General features: G+C 60.6%; 17 protein-coding genes. 4 read left to right on the top strand and 13 right to left on the bottom strand.

All coding sequences use genetic code 11. The annotated features are described in order from the left end of the window. Nucleotides 1–93: 93 nt before the first annotated feature. The 6 genes from Ga0074115_RS02335 to Ga0074115_RS02310 all read right to left on the bottom strand — a co-directional run bounded on the left by Ga0074115_RS02335 (nt 94) and on the right by Ga0074115_RS02310 (nt 7,727). The gene (locus Ga0074115_RS02335) at nt 94–444 is read right to left on the bottom strand and encodes a YqiA/YcfP family alpha/beta fold hydrolase (protein ID WP_267887580.1); all 351 of its coding nucleotides are present in this window, start codon (nt 442–444) and stop codon (nt 94–96) included. A 129-nt stretch (nt 445–573) separates the two neighbouring features. Further along, nucleotides 574–795: a hypothetical protein gene (locus tag Ga0074115_RS02330; protein ID WP_057957234.1), complete on the bottom strand. Its 222-nt coding sequence runs from the start codon at nt 793–795 to the stop codon at nt 574–576. Between the two features lie 77 nt (nt 796–872). Next, complete coding sequence (locus tag Ga0074115_RS02325; protein WP_057957233.1) at nt 873–2,330, bottom strand: HAMP domain-containing sensor histidine kinase; 1,458 nt, start codon at nt 2,328–2,330, stop codon at nt 873–875. 31 nt (nt 2,331–2,361) lie between these two features. Then, nucleotides 2,362–3,231: a phosphate/phosphite/phosphonate ABC transporter substrate-binding protein gene (phnD, locus tag Ga0074115_RS02320; RefSeq protein ID WP_060528163.1), complete on the bottom strand. Its 870-nt coding sequence runs from the start codon at nt 3,229–3,231 to the stop codon at nt 2,362–2,364. Between the two features lie 223 nt (nt 3,232–3,454). Next, complete coding sequence (locus Ga0074115_RS02315; protein ID WP_060528162.1) at nt 3,455–6,682, bottom strand: efflux RND transporter permease subunit; 3,228 nt, start codon at nt 6,680–6,682, stop codon at nt 3,455–3,457. After that, nucleotides 6,675–7,727 carry an efflux RND transporter periplasmic adaptor subunit gene (locus Ga0074115_RS02310; RefSeq protein ID WP_057957231.1) on the bottom strand — a complete coding sequence of 351 codons (1,053 nt, stop codon included), beginning with the start codon at nt 7,725–7,727 and terminating at the stop codon, nt 6,675–6,677. Before Ga0074115_RS02310 ends, Ga0074115_RS02315 begins: the two co-directional genes overlap by 8 nt. Before the next feature lie 193 nt (nt 7,728–7,920). On the opposite strand from Ga0074115_RS02310, the gene ubiD reads away from it, so the two are divergent. Both ubiD and Ga0074115_RS02300 read left to right on the top strand, forming a co-directional pair. Next, nucleotides 7,921–9,387: a 4-hydroxy-3-polyprenylbenzoate decarboxylase gene (gene ubiD, locus Ga0074115_RS02305; RefSeq protein ID WP_060528161.1), complete on the top strand. Its 1,467-nt coding sequence runs from the start codon at nt 7,921–7,923 to the stop codon at nt 9,385–9,387. A gap of 69 nt (nt 9,388–9,456) precedes the next feature. Then, the gene (locus Ga0074115_RS02300) at nt 9,457–10,095 is read left to right on the top strand and encodes a nucleotide-binding protein (RefSeq protein ID WP_057956320.1); all 639 of its coding nucleotides are present in this window, start codon (nt 9,457–9,459) and stop codon (nt 10,093–10,095) included. On the opposite strand, the gene Ga0074115_RS02295 is transcribed toward Ga0074115_RS02300, so the two are convergent. After that, nucleotides 10,092–10,964, bottom strand: a complete 873-nt coding sequence (locus tag Ga0074115_RS02295; RefSeq protein ID WP_057956321.1) for an SDR family oxidoreductase — start codon at nt 10,962–10,964, stop codon at nt 10,092–10,094. The genes Ga0074115_RS02300 and Ga0074115_RS02295 overlap by 4 nt on opposite strands. Nucleotides 10,965–11,053: 89 nt before the next feature. On the opposite strand from Ga0074115_RS02295, the gene Ga0074115_RS02290 reads away from it, so the two are divergent. Beyond that, entirely contained in the window at nt 11,054–12,064 is a 1,011-nt protein-coding gene (locus tag Ga0074115_RS02290) for a CDP-6-deoxy-delta-3,4-glucoseen reductase (RefSeq protein ID WP_057956322.1), read from the top strand. 47 nt (nt 12,065–12,111) lie between these two features. On the opposite strand, the gene Ga0074115_RS02285 is transcribed toward Ga0074115_RS02290, so the two are convergent. The 5 genes from Ga0074115_RS02285 to Ga0074115_RS02265 form a co-directional block, all read right to left on the bottom strand. After that, nucleotides 12,112–13,380, bottom strand: a complete 1,269-nt coding sequence (locus tag Ga0074115_RS02285) for a heme biosynthesis protein HemY (RefSeq protein ID WP_060528160.1) — start codon at nt 13,378–13,380, stop codon at nt 12,112–12,114. Beyond that, complete coding sequence (locus Ga0074115_RS02280) at nt 13,377–14,606, bottom strand: uroporphyrinogen-III C-methyltransferase (RefSeq protein WP_057956324.1); 1,230 nt, start codon at nt 14,604–14,606, stop codon at nt 13,377–13,379. Before Ga0074115_RS02280 ends, Ga0074115_RS02285 begins: the two co-directional genes overlap by 4 nt. Continuing rightward, entirely contained in the window at nt 14,596–15,405 is an 810-nt protein-coding gene (locus Ga0074115_RS02275; RefSeq protein ID WP_057956325.1) for a uroporphyrinogen-III synthase, read from the bottom strand. Before Ga0074115_RS02275 ends, Ga0074115_RS02280 begins: the two co-directional genes overlap by 11 nt. Continuing rightward, nucleotides 15,395–16,324 carry a hydroxymethylbilane synthase gene (hemC, locus tag Ga0074115_RS02270; RefSeq protein ID WP_087959707.1) on the bottom strand — a complete coding sequence of 310 codons (930 nt, stop codon included), beginning with the start codon at nt 16,322–16,324 and terminating at the stop codon, nt 15,395–15,397. The genes Ga0074115_RS02275 and hemC overlap by 11 nt, the downstream gene beginning before the upstream one ends. 133 nt (nt 16,325–16,457) lie before the next feature. After that, the gene (locus Ga0074115_RS02265; protein ID WP_157292612.1) at nt 16,458–17,144 is read right to left on the bottom strand and encodes a c-type cytochrome; all 687 of its coding nucleotides are present in this window, start codon (nt 17,142–17,144) and stop codon (nt 16,458–16,460) included. 141 nt (nt 17,145–17,285) lie between these two features. Between Ga0074115_RS02265 and Ga0074115_RS02260 the strand changes: the two genes are divergently transcribed. Beyond that, nucleotides 17,286–17,846 carry a chalcone isomerase family protein gene (locus Ga0074115_RS02260; RefSeq protein ID WP_057956327.1) on the top strand — a complete coding sequence of 187 codons (561 nt, stop codon included), beginning with the start codon at nt 17,286–17,288 and terminating at the stop codon, nt 17,844–17,846. Between the two features lie 118 nt (nt 17,847–17,964). Here the strand turns inward: Ga0074115_RS02260 and Ga0074115_RS02255 are convergent, their stop codons facing one another. Next, nucleotides 17,965–18,954: a hypothetical protein gene (locus Ga0074115_RS02255; RefSeq protein ID WP_157292610.1), complete on the bottom strand. Its 990-nt coding sequence runs from the start codon at nt 18,952–18,954 to the stop codon at nt 17,965–17,967. Nucleotides 18,955–19,004: the final 50 nt, after the last annotated feature.

The following is a 19,004-nucleotide window of genomic DNA, read 5'->3' as shown; positions in this document are numbered from 1 at the left end:
GCGCACTTCGCTGATTAAGAGTTTCTTCCGCATGTCAGATACAAAGTATATTTTGGCAAGTTCAAAAATAGACTGCCAATACTTTCGGAACGATTAATAGTAATGCTCTCCCAACGCGGTTTCCTGCCAACCCTCATGCTCTGGCAACAAGTTCCAGGGCTGCAACGCCGGATTAATCATCAGCAGATGGTCAAAGGGCAATTGCTGCGCCAGATAGCGCCCGTAGAATCCTCCCATCGAGCTGCCGATCAGCAGCAGCGGCTCGCCGCTGGAAAGCGATGCCAGCAGCTGTTCAAAATAGCCCTGTAGTGCTGCAACCGCCTGAACCGGACGATGCGCCGGATAAGTCGGCGCATCCTGGCTGATTTGCGGCAGAGCATCGCGCAACACCCTGGCCTTGGCCGACCCACCGGAGCTGTTAAGGCCGTGAAGATAGATTAGCATCGGCTGACCTAAATTAACCGTTTAACCATCGATTCTGCGACCTCGAAACCGGAATCAGGAGCGTTGACGGCCTGCCGGACTCAGCACAGGCTATTAATAAATCAGAGGCCACCCGGGTACGCCTGGCGCCTAACTCCACTTCAGCCAACGCATGACAAAAAATGTCAGAGCGCTGGCTACTACCATCGCCATCAGCAGTAGCGGCCAGATCGAAAACAGCATCTCCCACCCCAGGGCCACCACCATCCACTCCCCCTCACCCACCTGTTCCGAGAGCGCGAGTGGCTCCAGCACGGCATCACTGTAGATGAGAAAAAGTCCGATAAGAATCGTATAGATGGCGTAACACATGCTTTGCTCCCACTCCATTAAGCCGCTTTTTGGCGATCAATCATGGGGCAGATGGAACGACAAACCGATGCGATCCATCAATCGGACACCGACTCCTGCAGCTGAGGCTCAGCGCTTTCCACATCGGGCAGTTCAATCCAAAAGCTACAGCCCTGGCCTGGTTCGCTCGTCATTCCCATAATGCCGCCCATCATCTGGATCAATCGATGACTGAGTTCAAGGCTGATACCGGCACCTCCGCACCCACTGCCGCCATCACCACATGAGTAACCCTCAAACACCCGTAACTGTTGTTCAAGGCTCATCCCCGGCCCGCTGTCAGTCACCTGCAAGCGCACCCCAAACTCGCCCGGCTCGGGACCGAGCAACTCAACCACGCCGCCTTTGCCACTGAACTCGATCGCACGGAACAGCAGACTCAACAACACCTGTTTCAGACGCTCCCGGTCTGCATACACAGAGACCAACTCACCCTCGGCGGCTACCGTCACCAACCGCACCCCACTGCGCTTTGCCACGAACTCCACAAGCCCCAAGCAGCTCTTTAGCAGTGGTTGGAGCTCAACCCACTCAAAACTAATCTCCAGGTCATCAGACTCGTTTCTGGACAATACCAACAGCTCATCCACCAGCTGCAACAGGCTGCTGCCGGCAGCATTGATTCCCGCCACAAAACTCGCCTGCGTGGAGCTCAGCAGCTCGTCATTGTCACTGCTCAACAGCTGGGAAAAACCAAGGATCGCATTCAACGGGGTGCGTAGCTCATGGCTCATGTTGTCCATAAAACGGGACTTGGAACGACTCGCCGCCACTGCCGCCTCTTTGGTCATCTTCAGCTCCTGCTTATGCACATCCTCGTTGCGCAGGGCATCCGCCAGCATATTCACACTCTCGGCCAGCAGATTCATGTCGCGAGAGCTCCTCAGCTCGAGGTCACCCTCTAGCTGCCCGTCACCCAATGCATGGATGCGCTCGCCAATCTGTCTCAGCGGCCGTACCACCAACAACTCGGAGAGGAGCAGCAGCGCTGCGGCGATCAGAAACAGCAGCAGAAACAACAGCTGCCTCGCCAGCTCAACGCTATACCTGACCTCAGCATAACGGGACGTCATGTCTAGAGCGATCTGGATCTCGCCAAACCGCTCGCCCTCCAGCTCGATGCCTTGCCGTTGCAGCACCACATTTGCTGCCGGGGCCGACTTGTCCCTTTGCCAGCTCAGCAGCTGCACGCCCACCTCATTCACCACTTGTAGGCTGTAGACATCCAGATCGGTTAACACCAGCTGCCGCACCTGGGCCTCCAACAGAGGGATATCCTCCGAGATTACCGCCTCCACCACAGAGGCCGCCAACACCGACAATAGATGGGAGGCATCTTGACGGGCAGCCTGCAGCTGACGCTGCTGTTCAAACTGGCGCACCACCTCTCCGCCACCCAGTGCCGCCAACAACATGATGATCGCCAGCCCCAGGCCTAACTGCAGCCACAGCGGCCAATCCTGCAGCCAACGGATCCATTGCAGTCTGCGCAACATCTTTATCTGCTTTGTCACTCAAACCGCCCGACTAATCCGCAAAAAATTGCTCATTCTGCTCGATCGCACGGCGGATTCGATCGTAATCCGTATCGTCCGCCGGCAGAAAGCCATCCTTCTTCAGCGCCTTGAATGCCTTGTCATCCCGAAATTCCAGCAGTGCCTGGCGCAGTTGGGCCCGCAGTTCGGGGGCCAATCCTGCCCTGGCAATCCAGGGTTTGGTGACCAGCGGAAAGGTGACAAGCTGCCGCAGAGGCTTGCCTTTCTTGGCCAACTTGAAAAAGGTGCTCTCTTTCAGCGCCCCCGCATCATGGGTACCCGCTGCCACCGCCATTCCCACCTTGTCGTGCCGCCCCAAGTAGTCATACGACGCCAGATCACTCTCCCGCACCCCATGCTCCACCAGATAGAGTTGCGACAGATAGCGGCCAACGGTGGAACGTTGATTGCCAAAGGCAAACCGCTTGCCAGCCAACTCTTCGATCCGTTTTATCGGGCTATCTTTGTGAACACAGATAACGCCGTTGTATTCCTTTTTTCCCTGCTTGGATTCCGCCACGATGATGCTCAGGCCCGGATTCTGCCGCTTCGCCAAGATGTAGGAAACTGGCCCAAAACGGGAGAAATCGACCCGCCCCTTGACCAGCTCGTCTATGCCCGTCTGATAGTTTTTTGCCACCTGGATGCGGATCTTTACCGGCTCACCGCGCAACAGGCTCAGACGCTGTTCGAGCCCACTCAGCAGGGGCCTAAATTGACGCACTACCGAAGTCGGTTTGTCCGCCGTATAGACGCCAAAATTGAGTGTGGTGTCGGCTATTGCTACACCGCTCAAGCCCCAAGCAAGCAGCGACACAAACAAAACAGAGATAGCGATAGATCGGGATAACAGCTGTTGCATGAGACTTTCTCTATGTCCAGTGGCAACCTGCCACAGTGGGTTCTGCGGCTGGAAGATAGTTCCTTCCGTTCAGACCTCATCGGCAGAGCTCACTAAATGTTGAGGCTTCAATAAGGGCGTCACATGCAGGATGGCAGGGGCAACAACGACATCAGCCAGCAAGCGAAGGGCGCCCCGAGGGCGGGCTGCCCTCCGGTCACGAACTATGCCTTAACAGCCCCACTCAGGCCTCGGCACGCAGCATCTCGACCCGGTTACGCATCGCCGCATAGTAGACCACCGGGATCACCACCAGGGTCAACAGGGTGGAGACGAAGAGGCCGAAGATCAGCGATACCGCCAGCCCCGAAAAGATCGGGTCGTCAAGGATAAAGAGGCCACCGGCCATCGCTGCCAGCGCGGTGAGTGCAATCGGCTTGGCGCGCACCGCCGCCGAGCGCACCACCGCCGCCTCCAGCGCCATCCCTTCCCGCACCTGCTGATTGATGAAATCCACCAGCAGGATCGAGTTACGCACAATGATGCCCGCCAGCGCGATCATGCCGATCATCGAGGTGGCGGTGAACTGCGCATTCATCAGCGCATGGCCCGGCAGGATGCCGATCACCGTCAGCGGGATCGGCGCCATGATCACCAGCGGCACCAGGTAGCTGCGGAACTGGGCCACCACCAGCAGATAGATCATCAGCAGCCCCACCGAGTAGGCGATGCCCATGTCGCGGAAGGTCTCGTAGGTGATCTGCCACTCACCATCCCACTTCAGGCTGTACTCGTAAGGATTCTCCGGCTGACTCAGAAACCACTGGTCGATACCACCTTCCCCATCGAGCTGGCCAGAGATCTCAAACAGACCGTAGAGCGGGCTGTCGGTCTCACCCGCCATGTCACCGGTAACATAGACCACCGGCATCATATCCTTATGGTAAATCGAGTACTCACGCACCCGCGGGATCACTTCAACAATCTCCGACAGCGGCACCAGACTGCCGCTCTGGGAGCGCAGCCGCAGCGACAACACCTGCTCCAGGTCGGCCTTGTCGGCATCTGAATACTCAAGGCGGATCGGCACCGCATACTTCAGGTTCTCACCGTGCAAAAAGCTGGCATCTTCACCGGCCAGCACCGTCGCCAATGCCTCAACGATGCTGCTTTGCGGCACTCCAAGGCGTGCCGCCTTAGCCCGGTCAACCTGCACCACAAACTTCGCCGCGGGGTGTTCGACGCTATCATCCACATCGACGATATCCGGCGTGTTCTCAAACACCTGGCGGATCTCCCAGGCCGCCTCGGTCTGACCACGATAGTCGAGGCCGTAGACCTCGGCCACCAGCGGCGACATCACCGGCGGTCCCGGCGGCACTTCCACCACCTTGACGTTGCCGTTGTAGGTCAACGCGATCTGTCGCAGCGGCTCGCGCACCGCCCGAGCGATCTCGTGGCTCTTGCGATCACGCTGATGTTTGTCCACCAGGTTAACCTGGATATCGCCCAGGTTGGCCCCCTCACGCAGGTAGTACTGACGCACCAGGCCATTGAAGCCGATCGGAGCGGCGCTACCAGCATAGACTTGATAGTCACTCACCTCATCCACTGTTGCGAGATAGTCACCCATCTCGCTAAGTACCCGCGTGGTCTGCTCCAGACTAGTCCCCTCCGGCATATCGAGCACCACCTGGAACTCTGACTTGTTATCGAAGGGCAGCATCTTCAGTACCACCGCCTTGTTCACCACCAGCGAAATCGACAGCACGATCAGCAGCATGATGCCGCTCAGCAGCAACCAGCGGTTGCGGTTGCCGCGGGAACCAAGCAGCAAGGGTTGCATCACGCGGTCGAAGAAACGGCTCAGGCCGGTCTCCTCTTTTTCATCATGAGCGTGGGTATGGACAGCAATCTGCTCTGCCTGATTGGCTAGCGCCTTATTGGTGAGCCAGGGGGTGAAGACAAACGCCACCACCAGCGAGATCAACATGCCGGTGCTGGCGTTGATCGGGATCGGGCTCATGTAGGGGCCCATCAGGCCGGTGACAAAGGCCATCGGTAGCAGTGCTGCGATCACTGTGAAGGTAGCCAGAATGGTCGGGCCACCCACCTCATCCACCGCCGCCGGAATCGCCTCCAGCAGCTGTTTGGAGCCCATCTGCAGGTGCCGGTGAATGTTCTCCACCACCACGATGGCGTCATCCACCAGAATACCGATGGAGAAGATCAGCGCGAACAGCGAGACCCGGTTGAGGGTGAAACCCCAAGCCCAGGAGGCGAACAGGGTGATCGCCAGGGTCACCACCACCGCACCACCAACGATAAAGGCCTCACGCCAGCCGATGGCGAGAAACACCAGGACGATCACCGAGAGGGTGGCAAACGCCAGCTTGGTGATTAGCTTGTTGGCCTTGGCCTCGGCGGTCTCACCATAGTTGCGGGTGATGGTCGCCTCGACTCCATCGGGGATGAAGGTGCCCTCGAGCTGCGCAAACCGCTCGATCACCGACTCGGCAATCTCCACCGCATTGGTGCCCGCCTTCTTCGCCACCGCGATGGTCACGGCAGGATAGCTCATCCCCGGCTGCAGCCCCTTCTGCACACCCTGGGCACCACCACCCATCCAGACATATTGTGCCGGCAGGTCGGGTTGATGTTTGATGCTCGCCACATCGCGCAGGTAGATTGCCTTATCCTCCTGCACTCCCACCACTAACTGGCCGATCTCCTCCGCCGAGGTGAGAAAGGTACCGGCCTGCACCAGCAGCTCCCGGTTGTCGGCGGTGATAGTAATCGAGTCGTGGATCTGGTTGGCCGCTTGCAGCGTCCGGCGCAGATCGCTCAGGTCGATATTGTGACCCGCCAGGGCCTGCGGATCGAGCAGCACATGCACCACCCGGTCGGGCTCGCCGATGGTATAGATGTCGCGGGTACCGGGCACCCGTTTCAGCTCTGACTCGAGAGCATGTGCCACCTGGCCCAGCTCGTAAGCGCCCACCTCTGGGTTTTCCGACCAGAGAGTAGCGGTGATAATCGGCACATCGTCTATACCCTTGGGTTTGATAATCGGCTGACCCACACCCAGGTTCTGCGGCAACCAGTCCTGGTTGGAGTAGACCTTGGAGAAGAGGCGCACGATGGCGTCCTCTCGATCCTCGCCCACCAGAAACTGCACCGTCAGCACCGCCATGCCGGGACGCGAGGTGGAGTAGACATGCTTGATGCCATCGATCTCGGAGAGCACCTGCTCGGCCGGCGTCGCCACCAGGCTCTCCACCTCTTTGGCGGTGGCTCCGGGAAAGGGGATGAAGACATTGGCGAAAGTGACGTTGATCTGCGGCTCCTCCTCGCGCGGTGTCACCAGCACCGCAAACACCCCCAGCAACAGCCCCACCAACGCCAGCAGCGGGGTGATCTCAGTGACCAGAAAGTGCTCCGCGACGCGCCCGGAGATGCCCAGCTTAGTCATTAGCGGCCTCCGCACGCTGCTGCTTCAGAAGCGCACCGGCGGCCACCGGGTCGAGCGCCACCCGCTCGCCCTCGGAGAGCCCCGCCAGCACCGCCTGCATACCATCCTCGGTGTAGTGACCGACCCGCACATGGCGAAAACCGACACGACCATCAGCATCGATCACATAGAGCGCGGTCACCTCGGAACGGTAGACCACTGCCATTGCCGGCACCACGAGTTCACGCTTGCTACCGGTAAGGAACGAGGTCTTGACGAACATGCCAGGGAACAGCCCCTTAACCCCCTCCGGCAGATCGACCCGAACCTTGAAGGTATTGCTGCCATGATGAGCGAAGGGGAAGATCGTCAGCCTGGTCGCCGCCACGAAGCCACCCTCCGGCTGCTCCACCCACGCCTTGCCAAACTTACGGATGGTGGGGATCAGGCTCTGCGGCACATCCACGATGACCCGTAGCTCATCCAGCGAGATGCCTCGCATCAGTTGCTGACCCGCTTGGGCAATCTCACCCACCTCCACATGACGGTGCGTGACAATGCCACTGTAGGGGGCCTTTACCCGGGTGTATTCGAGCTGCTCACGGGCCTGATCGAGACCCGCGCTGGCCGCCTCGCGGCGCGCCTTGGCCGACTTCAGGGCCGCCGTGGCCTTGTCCATCTGCGACTGGGAAACCAGCTTCTTCTCGTGCAGCCCCTTGACCCGCTTGAACTCATCCTGCGCCTCCTGCAGCCGCGCCACCGCCTCCTTCAGCTCGGCCTGGGCCTGTTTCAGCTTGGCCTGATGCTGGGTGTCGTTGAGCAGCACGATCAGCATGCCCTTCTCTACAAAGTCATCCACATCGACCAGGATCTGCTCTACCACCCCCTGGGTCTGGGCGGAGACGGTGGTCCGATTGATCGCCTCGACCGTCCCATCGAGACGGAACTCACGGGGGATCTCCCGGTAGATCGCCGGCTCGCTCGGCAGTTCGGCCGCTGAAACGCCAGAAACTCCGCTAATTATCAGTAGTGCTGGCAACAGCCAGACCATGAATTTGGCGTACATGGAATTATTCTCCCGATATATTAGATTTTGCTAACACTAGCTTCCAAAACAGATTTTTCAAGTTTTTCTTATGCCCCATAAGCCCTACTTTGCCAAATTAACGTCGCCATAAAATGGACTTGGGTGGCAAAGTTGACCCATTTTGCCTGGCTGGGTAGGGTCTCCCGGTCTCAACCAACTCTGTAGCACCGCCATGCAATACCAGGATCTGCGCGATTTTATCCAGCAACTCGAACAACGCGGCCAGCTCAAACGCATCCACAGTGAGGTCGACCCGAACCTGGAGGTCACCGAGATCTGCGACCGCACCCTTCGGGCCGGCGGGCCAGCACTGCTGTTCGAGCAGGTCAAGGGCTCCCGCTACCCACTGCTCGGCAATCTGTTCGGCACCCCCGAGCGGGTTGCATTAAGCATGGGCGAGGAGGATGTCAGCGCGCTGCGCGAGGTCGGAAAGCTGCTCGCCTTTCTCAAGGAGCCCGATCCGCCGAAGGGGATGAAGGACGCCTGGCAGAAGCTGCCAGTGTTTAAAAAGGTCTTGGATATGGCCCCCAAGGAGTTGCGCAACGCCCCCTGTCAGGCGATCAGCGCCGAGGCTGACGAGGTGGACTTAGGCGAGCTGCCGGTGCAGACCTGCTGGCCCGGTGACGCCGGCCCGCTAATCACCTGGGGACTGGTAATCACCAGGGGGCCCAACAAGTCGCGCCAGAACCTGGGTATCTATCGCATGCAGGTGATCGGTCGCAACCGGGTAATCATGCGCTGGCTGGCCCATCGCGGCGGCGCACTCGACTATCGGGAGTGGCAAGAGGCCCATCCCGGCGAACCCTTCCCGGTAACGGTGGCGCTGGGCGCCGATCCGGCCACCATTCTCGCCGCGGTCACGCCGGTGCCCGACACCCTCTCCGAATACGCCTTCGCCGGGCTGCTGCGCGGCTCACGCACCGAGGTGGTGAAGTCTATCGGCAACAACCTGCAGGTGCCGGCGTCGGCGGAGTTCGTGCTGGAAGGCCATATCCACCCCGACGACATGGCCCCGGAGGGCCCCTTCGGCGACCACACCGGCTACTACAATGAGGTGGAGAGCTTCCCGGTCTTCACCATCGATCGCGTCACCCATCGAGAAGAACCGATCTACCACAGCACCTACACCGGCCGACCGCCGGACGAACCAGCGATCCTCGGCGTGGCGCTGAACGAGGTCTTTGTGCCGATCCTGCAGAAGCAGTTCCCCGAAATCACCGACTTCTACCTGCCACCAGAGGGCTGCTCCTACCGCATGGCCGTGGTAAGCATGAAGAAGCAGTACCCTGGGCACGCCAAGCGGGTGATGCTCGGCGTCTGGTCTTTCCTGCGCCAGTTCATGTACACCAAATTCGTCATCGTGGTGGATGATGACATCAACACCCGCGACTGGAACGACGTGATTTGGGCCATGACCACCCGCATGGACCCGGCCCGGGACACCACGCTGATCGAGAACACGCCGATCGACTATCTCGACTTTGCCTCGCCGGTCTCCGGCCTGGGCTCGAAGATTGGCTTGGACGCCACCAACAAATGGCCCGGCGAGACCACCCGCGAGTGGGGTACGCCGATCCAGATGGAGGAGGCGGTGAAACAGCGGGTCGATGCGATCTGGGATGAGTTGGGGATAGATTGAGCGAGGCCCCTTTCGGCAGGGCTCAAGCTCCGCTAGGCTTGGGATGATGCGAAACGGCAGGGGGAAACCATGCACAAGATCATGCTGATGAACGCCAAGGGGGGCTGCGGCAAAAGCACCCTGGCCACCAACCTGGCCAGCTGGTACGCCGACGAGGGGCTGAAGGTGGCACTGGCCGACTTCGACCCGCAGCGCTCCAGTCTCGACTGGCTGGAGGCGCGTCAGGACTACACTGGCATCCCGGAGATCGAGGCCATTGACGCCACCAAGGCCGCCCCCAAACCGGCCCGCGGCACCAACCTTCTGGTGATGGACGCACCCGCCGGCGTGCATGGCAAGCAGATCAATCAGATGCTGCGCCGGGTCGACAGCCTGATCATCCCGGTATTGCCCTCCCCCATCGACATCCGCGCCTGCCGCCGTCACCTCGACGAGCTGCTGCGCAGCGGCCGGGTCTTACGCCATCAGACCCGCATCGGCTTCGTCGCCAACCGGGTCAACCGCAAGACCCGCGTCTACAAAGATCTGAAACGCTTCCTCGGCGACCTCAACTTCCCGGTGATCGGCCACCTGCGCGAGAGCCAAAGCTACATCCGCGCCGCCGAGACCGGCCTCGGCGTGTTCGAACTGCCGCGCTCATCGGTCTATAAAGATCTTCCGCCCTGGAACAGCCTGCTCGACTGGGTCGACGAGGGACTTAACTCTTAAGGAGCCTCCTGCGCCGCCGGTAGCCCCAGATCCAGATTCGGGTAACGTAGCTGCACCGCCAACTCCTCCAACATCTTGCGGTTATCGAGCCGGCGCGACTCCGCCAGATAGGAGAGCATACCCGGCGAGAGCTGCTGCTTCGCCTCCTCCAGGGAGATCAACGGCGGCCGCGGCAGGCCGAGGAAGTCGGCCACCTGGATGAAGTAGTCGGTCATGCTGCCGGGCTGGCCGTCACTGACGTTGTAGACCTCGCCATTGCGGCCGCGCTGCATCGCCGCAACACAGATCTCCACCAGATCGAGGCTGTGGATATGGTTGGTGAGCGGTGACTCTGCCTGGCACACCATCGGCACGGCGTTTTGCAGGCGCGCCTGCGGTAGCTTGCCAGGACCATAGATCCCCGCCACTCGCAGGATCACCAGTTCGCCACCCGTTGCCTCGCTCCAGGCCCGCCAGCGCTGCTCCGCATCCAGCCGGCGGCGCGCCCTGTCGACCCGTGGTGCCGGCGGCCGCGTTTCATCGACCCACTTACCCTGGCAGTCGCCGTAGACACCAGTGGTGCTGAGATAGACCACCCGTCGCGGCTGGCCGACCTGGGCGAACAGCTCGATCAGGTGCGCCACCCGGCCATCCTCCACTCCCTGTTTAGGTGGTGGCGCACAGTAGAAGAGCTGCGCACCCTCCAGGTCAGATCCTTGGGCATCGGACCGATCTAGATCGACCAACGCGGCGGGGATGCGCAACCGCTGCAGCCGCTCGATACCGGCCGGACTACGCACCCAGCCGCGCACCGCCTCACCCGCTCCGATCAACCGCTGCGCCAGCCGCGCACCGATATCGCCACAACCCACGATGGTGGTCTCCGCCATTACCTGAAACTCTCCTAGGTTTAATTCCTGACTTAAATAGGCGAGAATTTCGCCCCATTAGCAGTTCGCTCTAGATATCAAGGATTCCCATGAGTTTTAAAGTCCATGTCGAGCCCAGCGGGCACGAATTCAACGTCGAAAAAAACGAGACCATCCTCGAGGCAGCGGTTCGTCAAGGCATCAATCTTCCCTACGGCTGCCGCAACGGTTTCTGCGGTGAATGCCAGGGCAGCCTCTCTGAAGGCAGCGTGAGCTACCCGGATGGTGAGCCACCGGCACTGGACGGCAAACCGGCCGGCAGCTGCCTGACCTGCAAGGCAACCCCCAGCAGCGATCTGCGCATCGAGGTGAAAGAAGCCGCACAGGCCAGCGATATCGAAATCAAAGAGTTCCCCTGCAAGGTCGACCGGATCGAGCACCTCAATGACGACGTAATCCGCCTCTATATCAAACTCCCCGAGGGCGAACGGCTGCAGTTTCTGGCCGGCCAGTACCTCAACTTTATCCTCGAGGATGGCAGCAAACGCGCCTTCTCCATTGCCAACGCGCCCCACGACGACAAGTTCATCGAGCTGCATATCCGTCATATAGCAGGCGGCAAGTTCACCGACTTCCTGTTCAATGACATGCAGGAAAAGACGATCCTGCGCCTGGAGGCCCCCCTCGGCAGCTACTTCCTGCGCGAGGAGTCGGAGCACCCGATTATTTTCGCCGGAGGCGGCACCGGCTTCGCGCCGCTCAAGGGGATCATCGAACACGCCTTTGAGATCGGCGTCAAGCGCAAGATGGTGCTCTACTGGGGTGTACGCAGGCAGGCCGATCTCTACCTGCCCGAGTTGCCCAAGCAGTGGGCTACCGATCACGACAACTTCAGCTATGTGCCGGTGCTCTCGGAACCGGACGAGGGCTGGCAGGGTCAGACCGGCTGGGTGCACGAAGCAGTGACGGCGGATCACCCCGATCTGAGCGACTATGAACTCTACATGAGCGGTCCGCCGCCAATGATCAATGCCGCTAAACAGGCCTTTCTCGACAAAGGCCTGAGCCCCGATCACCTCTACTCCGACTCATTCGAGTACGGTGCCGCCTCCGGCAAGTGAGCCATGCGAGCCGGACTGCTTTGCACGTTCGGCCAAGCGGCTAGGCTTCAGCCTTCCACTCCGATCAGGTGCGCTGACCCCATCACTGCCGGCTTCGCTGGCGGCGGCAACGCCGCCGGTGCTGACGGCTGGCGGCTCTCGGTAGCGCAACGCAAACCCTCCCGGTAGCAGTCGAGCGCCGCTGCGGGCTCGTCCATCTGCTCCAGCAACGCCCCCAGTTCCCGGTAGGCATCAGCGTTTGGTTCAATCGCAATGCTCGCCTCGAAGTAGCTGCGCGCCTTACCCCAGAGTTTGTTCTGCAGGCAGAGCCGGGCCAGAATAAACAGCAGCAGCGGATCCTCCCGCCGATCGCGCAGCCAGCTCTCAGCGAGTTCCAGGCGCTGCGCCGGATCCCCCCGTTCGATTGCGCCAAACAGCCGCAGCAGCGATTCGCTCCACTGACTGCGCAGGGCATCCGCCAGCAGCGACTCCACCAGCTCACCGCGCCCCTCCGCCAGCATCAACCGGCTATAGGCACCAATCAGCTCGGCACGCCGGCGCAATGAAGCTGAGAGCTCGCCCCAGGCCTGGCGCAGCCCCTCCTCACCGGACTTCTGCGCAACCCGCTGCAGTCGCTGCTCGACCAACCGCAGCTCAAGGGCATCGAGATCCCCCGCATCCGCCACCTTGCGCTTGCGCAGCTCCGGCAGCAGCGCCTCGAGCTGCTGCCACTCTTCCTGACTTTCATAGAGGCGGCGCAACAGACGCAACACATAGACATGCTTGGGCGCCAGACTGCGCAGATGGGTCAAGGTCGCCAGCGCCTGCTCATACTGCTGGTGCGCCAGCTGCAGCTCCGCCTGGGTCAGCCCCACCGCCACATCCGCCATCGGCATGCTCTGGTGGGCCTGCTGCAGGTAGTGATCGCGTCGCCCATCCTCGCCCTGCAACTGTGCCGCCCGGGCCGCCGCCAGATAGTTGAGCAACGGCGTTTCGGATTGATGGGCATAACGTACCAACTGCTTCTCCGCCACCTTCCAGTGGCCTTCAGAAAGCTCCACCAGCCCCTGAGTCAGCGCCTTCTGCGCACGCCGATTGCACCGCCGTCCGCGCCAGGCCGAGAGACCGCGCGGGATCGACCAAATTCTGGCCAGGCTGCGCAGCAGCAGATAGAGAAGCAAGAACAGCAGCAGATTGGCCAGCGTGAAGAGCGCCAGACTTCCCTCCACCGTCCATTCGCCGTAGCCGATCAGCACATAACCGTTGTCCTCCTTGACCCACAGGGTCAGGACGATCGCGAACAGCGCGACGATAAAGGCAGTAAACAGATTTTTCACTTGGCCTCCTGCTGATCACGCAGCAACGCACGCCGCCCCTGCAATGCCCGCAGCGAGGCGGAGATGTCGGGGTGCTTGAGCTCCACCGGCTGCTGTGCCAACAGGTCGAGCTGCTTCAGAAACAGACCGGTCTCCGCCACATGACTATCGAAATGGCGCGCCACCCATTGATGGGCGGTCTGCAGGCTGTCCTGATAGAGCTCGCTGCTGTTGCTCAGCAGGGAGAGCTTCGCTCCTTCCAGCTTGAGACGCAGATTCTGGTAGATGAAGTAGCGCTGCTCCGGCGGCAACATCGCCGTCACCGGACGCTGGTGGTGGCGAATCACCATCAGCGATTTGAAGCCCTGCCACAGATCCTCCGCCAGCCGGCGCCAGTCGATGCGCCCATCCTCCATCGGCGGCTGCAAGGTTTCAGCGTTTGCCTTGGGACGCAACACCACGCCGCCCTCATCCAGTAGCCGCAAGCCATCAACCTGCTCGATCAGTCCGTTGATACGACTGCTCAGCCCACTCAAATCGAGCAATGGGGTCGACTGCAGAGTGCTGATCTCCTGGGCCAAAATATCCCGCACCCCGTTCCAGCCGGGATCAAGAGTATCGCGCAGCCGCGTATCCGCCGCCTGCAGCGCTGCCGCTGCGCTCTTCAGGTCACTGCTGAGGGAGAGGCGATGATTGGCCAGGCGCATCAGATACTCCGCTTCCGCCACCCGCCAACGATTGCTGTTACTGCCGAGCCGATTGCGCATCTCCTGCAGCGAGCTGTCGAGCTGCTGACCCCGCTGTTGCAGCAACTGGCGCTCCAGCTCCATCTTCTCTACTTGGGCCAGTAACGCCTGGCGCTGACTGGCCAGCGCCTGCTGCTGCGACTCGATCTGCGCCTGCTGGGACTGGTACTCCCGGGCGGTCTGCTGCAACAGCTCACTCATGCGGCTCTGTTCCTGACTCGTCTGCTTCAGCTCAGCCTGAACCTGAAACAATGACTGCTGCATCCCTTCCCAGTAGCGCTGGCCCATCAACAATCCGACCAGCACCGCCAGCAGGGCGATCACTGCCAGCACCAAAGGCAGGCGGGAGGCCGACTGTTTCTCGGCAGACTGGACTGGCGGCTCCTCGCCTACGGTTTCGCTGGCCCTTTCAGGCGCCGGCTGCTTCGCTTGTTCCGGCTCCTGTTCCAACCCGGACTGTTCGCGCTTATCCTGCTCTGTCATCGACTCTTCATCCATCATCTATTGTGCTTTGCCAGTGGTTGCTCTGTGCCATCCAACTGCAGAGCCGCTCCATAATCGATTGTTCGTCGGCGCCTTGCGCCAACAGGATCTGTCTGAATCCCAACTGCTGCGCCCGTTCCCGCATGCGCCGACTGATCACCAGCAAGGGGGTGGCCAGCAGCATCGGCTGTGCAGCCGGCCCCAGCATCTGCAGCAGATTCTCCAGCACCGCATTGCTGGTCGCGGTGACCAGCTGCACCTCTGTCGGCCAACGCTGCAACAGCGGGCCAACGTCAAGTTGCGGACAGACCCGCCGGTAGACCTCGACGTAGCTCAGCTGCGCTCCCCGTTCGATCAGGGTATCGCCCAGCAGGGCGCGGCCCCCCTCACCACGGAAGATCAAAACCTGCCGCCCTGCAACCTGTTGCAGGGCCTCGCTGACCAGCAGCCCCTCGCTGTCAAAGCCCGACTGCGGCAGGATGTCGACCGGCCAGCCGGCCTGCTCCAGGGCTTTGGCGGTGGCCCGACCCACCGCTGCCAACTGAACTGCTGGCTTATCCCGTGGCAGCAACTTCAAGCCATACTCGACGGCGTTTGGGCTGACGAAGACTAGCAGCGCCCCTTGCTGCAGCACTGCCAGACTGGCCCGCAGCTCTGCCGCCCCCCCGGCCGGCTCAACCGCCAGCGCCGGGAAGCGAACCACCCGCCCACCGTGCGCTTCGATCGCCCGGCAGAGCGGCTCAGCCTGGTGGGCCGCCCGTGTCACCAATACCCCGACACCCTGCAAATCACAAGCGCTGTCGGACTCAGTCGGCATAGAGTGTCGACAGGATCTCGTCAGCGCCCCACTCCAGCAGGCGCTCGGCCAAACCGACACCAAGGGACTCCGCCTCATCCGGCGTCCCTTCAGCCTCGCCACGCAGGATCCGGCTACCGTCGATCTCGCCCACCAGACCACGCAGCCAGAGGTTGCCGGCTTCCAGCATCGCGTAACCGGCAATCGGCACCTGACAACCACCCATCAGGCGATTGTTCATGGCCCGCTCGGCATGCACGCAGGCAGCGGTGTCAACATGATGCAGCGGCGCAATCAGGGCATTGACCTGTGCGTCGTCGCTGCGGCACTCGATGCCGATCGCACCCTGGCCGATCGCCGGCAGGCTCTGCTCAGGAGCGATGAAGGCGGTGATGCGCGGTTCAAAGCCGAGCCGTTTGAGACCGGCGGAGGCGAGGATAATCGCATTGTATTCGCCCTCATCAAGCTTGCGCAGACGGGTATTGACGTTGCCCCGCAGGGGCTTGATCTGCAGATCGGGGCGCGCCTCGGCCAACTGGCACTGGCGGCGCAGGCTGGAGGTACCGACGCGCGCGCCTTCGGGCAGGCTCTCGAAGCTGGAGTATTGGTTCGAGACAAAGGCATCACGCGGATCCTCCCGCTGCATGATCACCGACAGGTGCAGCCCCTCCGGCAGCTCAGCCGGCACATCTTTCATCGAGTGCACCGCGATATCGGCGCGCCCTTCCAGCATGGCCTGTTCCAGCTCCTTAACGAACAGCCCCTTGCCACCGATCTTCGCCAGCGGCGTATCGAGGATCTTGTCGCCCTGGGTACTCATACCCAGCAGCTCCACCTCCAATCCGGGATGCGCCCGCTTCAATTCGGCGGCGACATGTTCTGCCTGCCACATGGCGAGAGGGGATTTTCGGGTAGCGATGCGGATTCTATTGTCGGACATTAGGAGATGGGCCTTGCAAGATTCATATTCTCGGCGCCTTCGCCCCCATCCCAGCCCGCAGGCAGCGACGGAAGGGGCGCCGTGCTGGGCCACTATGCTAAAGCCTGCCTATGCTGGAGGCAATTTCTCACGCCTATCGGCTAAGCGAAGCCTCCGGTATGGAGAGATCCGCCGAATAGTAGGCGAGCAGCGCCTCCAGTCCTGCCTTCCCCTCGGCCCGGATCAGCCGGGTCAGCTGACGCTGCATGCCGTTGCCGGTACGGTTGGCGCCCAGCACATAGTCATGCAGGGTCCAGCGCAGATAGGCCGAGTGCTGACCCTGCAGGCGTGGCGCGCCCTTGTCCTGCGAATCGTGACACTCTCCACAGTAGCGCGAGTGCAGCCGCTGACCGAAGCGTACTGCAACCCAATCCACCCCCTGTAGGCGGGTCGAACGCCGGGGCAGGGCGGCAAAGTAGCCAGCCATGCGTGCGATCTCTTGGCTCGAATAGCCTCTGGCGATACGGCCCATGACGGTGGCAATGCGCTCCCCCTGCTGATAGGCCCGCATTACTTTGATGAAGTAATCTGCCGGCAGGCCGGCGATATTTGGGGTGGCCGGGCCTGACGATGCGCCCTGCGGGCCATGACAACCAAAACAGCCCTGTGCAAGCATCGAGCTGGCTGCTGGAGCGGTGATTCGCGTTGCGCCTGATGACAGGGGTGGGGAAGGCGTCTGTTGGGCCGGGAGTTGTGACTGACGCAACGGCAGGCAGGCCTGCAGCAGCGAACAGAGCAGCACCAGAGAAGCCTTTTTCAATAGCCGGTTAAAATGCAGCACCGTGCTAGTATTCCAGTAGCCTGAGTTCTTGGGTATGAATTTGCTATCTCGACAACGGCGAATCTTACCGCACTCCTCCTGACTCAGGCCCGTTACCTTCTACCAATTGGACGATCGCGTCCTTTATACAAAGGCCAGGTCATGATTCGTGTGCTTCTTATTGCTTTGTCCACGCTACTGCTGGCACCCTCGCTTTTTGCCCGTGAAATAGCCGGCGTGCCGGTTGCTGAGACAACCACAGTTGCTGGGAAGTCACTGGTGCTGAATGGCGCCGGCATCCGGACAAAGTTCTTTTTCAAGATCTATGTGGGCGCCCTCTATTTGCCCCAAAAATCGACCGATCCTGAGACCATCTACCCGATGTCTGGACCAAAAAGGGTCAGCATGCACTTTCTCTACGATCACCTGGATAGAGAAAAGCTGGTCGATGGCTGGAACAAGGGATTCAGAAAGAACCTCGACAACACCGAACTGACCACCCTGCAGCCGCGCATCGATGCCTTCAATGCCGCCTTCAGTGGCGTCGATGAGGGGGATGAGATCCATCTCGACTACATCCCAGGGCGTGGCACCGAGATATGGATTCGCGGTCAGCTCAAGGCCACCATCAAGGGCGCAGATTTCCATGTCGCCTGGCTGAAAATTTGGTTGGGAAATGAGCCCGCGGACAAGGGCCTGAAGGAGGGTATGTTGGCGCGATGAGGGCGGATCGGGTGCGGGAACACTCCGTCACTGAGCGCCATTCTGGACAGGCCAGTCTCGCGTTCAAATAGCCGACACCCCCTGCTCGACAACAGGGGATATCGGCAGTCTCTTATGCCTAGTGGTCGGGCACAATTCGCACGCCATCTTCGCCGCGAACCATCATGCCATCTTCGGTCTCGGCCTCCAGTACCGCGCTTGCCTCACCCGGCTCGATCATGAACTGGGTGGTGTAGACTTGGCAGACCAGATCGATCAACTGATCACCGTTGACATCATCTTGGTGACAGAGGTACTTACCGCTCTTACCCGCCATCTTCACCTGGGCACCAGCCAGCTCGATGCTCTCAGGCACGACTGTGGTAGCATCAAACTCAGGCGAGCTGAGGATCGCCACCGGCACTACGCCCGATGAACCCAGATTGATGCTGTTGACCTCACTACCCGGCTTGATGTCGATTTCGACATAGATCGTGTCATCGGTCTCAATCTGCAACTTAATTGCGGCCTCAGCCACTCCCCGATCGAATACGCTGCACATGTCACCATCCCAGGCCCGCATGGCGAGAGTATTCTCCCCCTGATTCAGATAGGAAGTGACATCAATCCAGCCAGTCTGATTTGCACCACCGGTAAGGTCGATATAGGCCAGCGTACCGTTGATATAGAGCTGGAACTCGTCATTCACATCGAATTTAACTGTTGCCGCAAGCAGCGGCCTGTCGAGGCTGAACTGATAACGGAAGAATGCCTCATCCGGACCATTGTTATACGAAGTGCATCCCTGGGGGCAGTCCCACATAAAGACCTCCAACTCAGGTCCAGGCGGATTACCATACCAGGGATAAAACTCTGTTGGTGCCTTGGCGTTGCGCCAACCACTATCATCGAAGCCAGCTTGGGTCCATGCTGGACCCGCTGAATCTATGACCCCAGGGCAGACTCCTGGATCAGCCACTGCGTTAAAGGACTTCCAGTCACTGCTACTCTCGACGACGAGCGTACCCGCTAGCGCCGATGCTACGAACAGGCACCCTGCCAACACCGCGAAGATCAGGCTCCATTTGAAAGACGGGGTCGGCGCACTCAAGCGTGTTTGTCTAAACATCGCACACCCCCACATTTGACAGGTGGGTATTCATCCCTACGAATAAGGCC

The sequence above is a fragment of the endosymbiont of Ridgeia piscesae genome (genome assembly GCF_001443665.1).
GTDB lineage: Bacteria > Pseudomonadota > Gammaproteobacteria > Chromatiales > Chromatiaceae > Endoriftia > Endoriftia persephonae.
The sequence above is the reverse complement of the archived record's forward strand: the minus strand, read 5'-3'. Positions and strand labels throughout refer to the sequence as shown.

What these genes read in the sequence shown, in the direction of transcription:
- Ga0074115_RS02335 (WP_267887580.1), bottom strand. Translation starts at nt 444, where the DNA reads ATGCTAATCTATCTTCACGGCCTTAACAGCTCCGGTGGGTCGGCCAAG.
- Ga0074115_RS02330 (WP_057957234.1), bottom strand. Translation starts at nt 795, where the DNA reads ATGTGTTACGCCATCTATACGATTCTTATCGGACTTTTTCTCATCTAC.
- Ga0074115_RS02325 (WP_057957233.1), bottom strand. Translation starts at nt 2,330, where the DNA reads ATGTTGCGCAGACTGCAATGGATCCGTTGGCTGCAGGATTGGCCGCTG.
- phnD (WP_060528163.1), bottom strand. Translation starts at nt 3,231, where the DNA reads ATGCAACAGCTGTTATCCCGATCTATCGCTATCTCTGTTTTGTTTGTG.
- Ga0074115_RS02315 (WP_060528162.1), bottom strand. Translation starts at nt 6,682, where the DNA reads ATGACTAAGCTGGGCATCTCCGGGCGCGTCGCGGAGCACTTTCTGGTC.
- Ga0074115_RS02310 (WP_057957231.1), bottom strand. Translation starts at nt 7,727, where the DNA reads ATGTACGCCAAATTCATGGTCTGGCTGTTGCCAGCACTACTGATAATT.
- ubiD (WP_060528161.1), top strand. Translation starts at nt 7,921, where the DNA reads ATGCAATACCAGGATCTGCGCGATTTTATCCAGCAACTCGAACAACGC.
- Ga0074115_RS02300 (WP_057956320.1), top strand. Translation starts at nt 9,457, where the DNA reads ATGCACAAGATCATGCTGATGAACGCCAAGGGGGGCTGCGGCAAAAGC.
- Ga0074115_RS02295 (WP_057956321.1), bottom strand. Translation starts at nt 10,964, where the DNA reads ATGGCGGAGACCACCATCGTGGGTTGTGGCGATATCGGTGCGCGGCTG.
- Ga0074115_RS02290 (WP_057956322.1), top strand. Translation starts at nt 11,054, where the DNA reads ATGAGTTTTAAAGTCCATGTCGAGCCCAGCGGGCACGAATTCAACGTC.
- Ga0074115_RS02280 (WP_057956324.1), bottom strand. Translation starts at nt 14,606, where the DNA reads ATGATGGATGAAGAGTCGATGACAGAGCAGGATAAGCGCGAACAGTCC.
- Ga0074115_RS02275 (WP_057956325.1), bottom strand. Translation starts at nt 15,405, where the DNA reads ATGCCGACTGAGTCCGACAGCGCTTGTGATTTGCAGGGTGTCGGGGTA.
- hemC (WP_087959707.1), bottom strand. Translation starts at nt 16,324, where the DNA reads ATGTCCGACAATAGAATCCGCATCGCTACCCGAAAATCCCCTCTCGCC.
- Ga0074115_RS02260 (WP_057956327.1), top strand. Translation starts at nt 17,286, where the DNA reads ATGATTCGTGTGCTTCTTATTGCTTTGTCCACGCTACTGCTGGCACCC.
- Ga0074115_RS02255 (WP_157292610.1), bottom strand. Translation starts at nt 18,954, where the DNA reads ATGTTTAGACAAACACGCTTGAGTGCGCCGACCCCGTCTTTCAAATGG.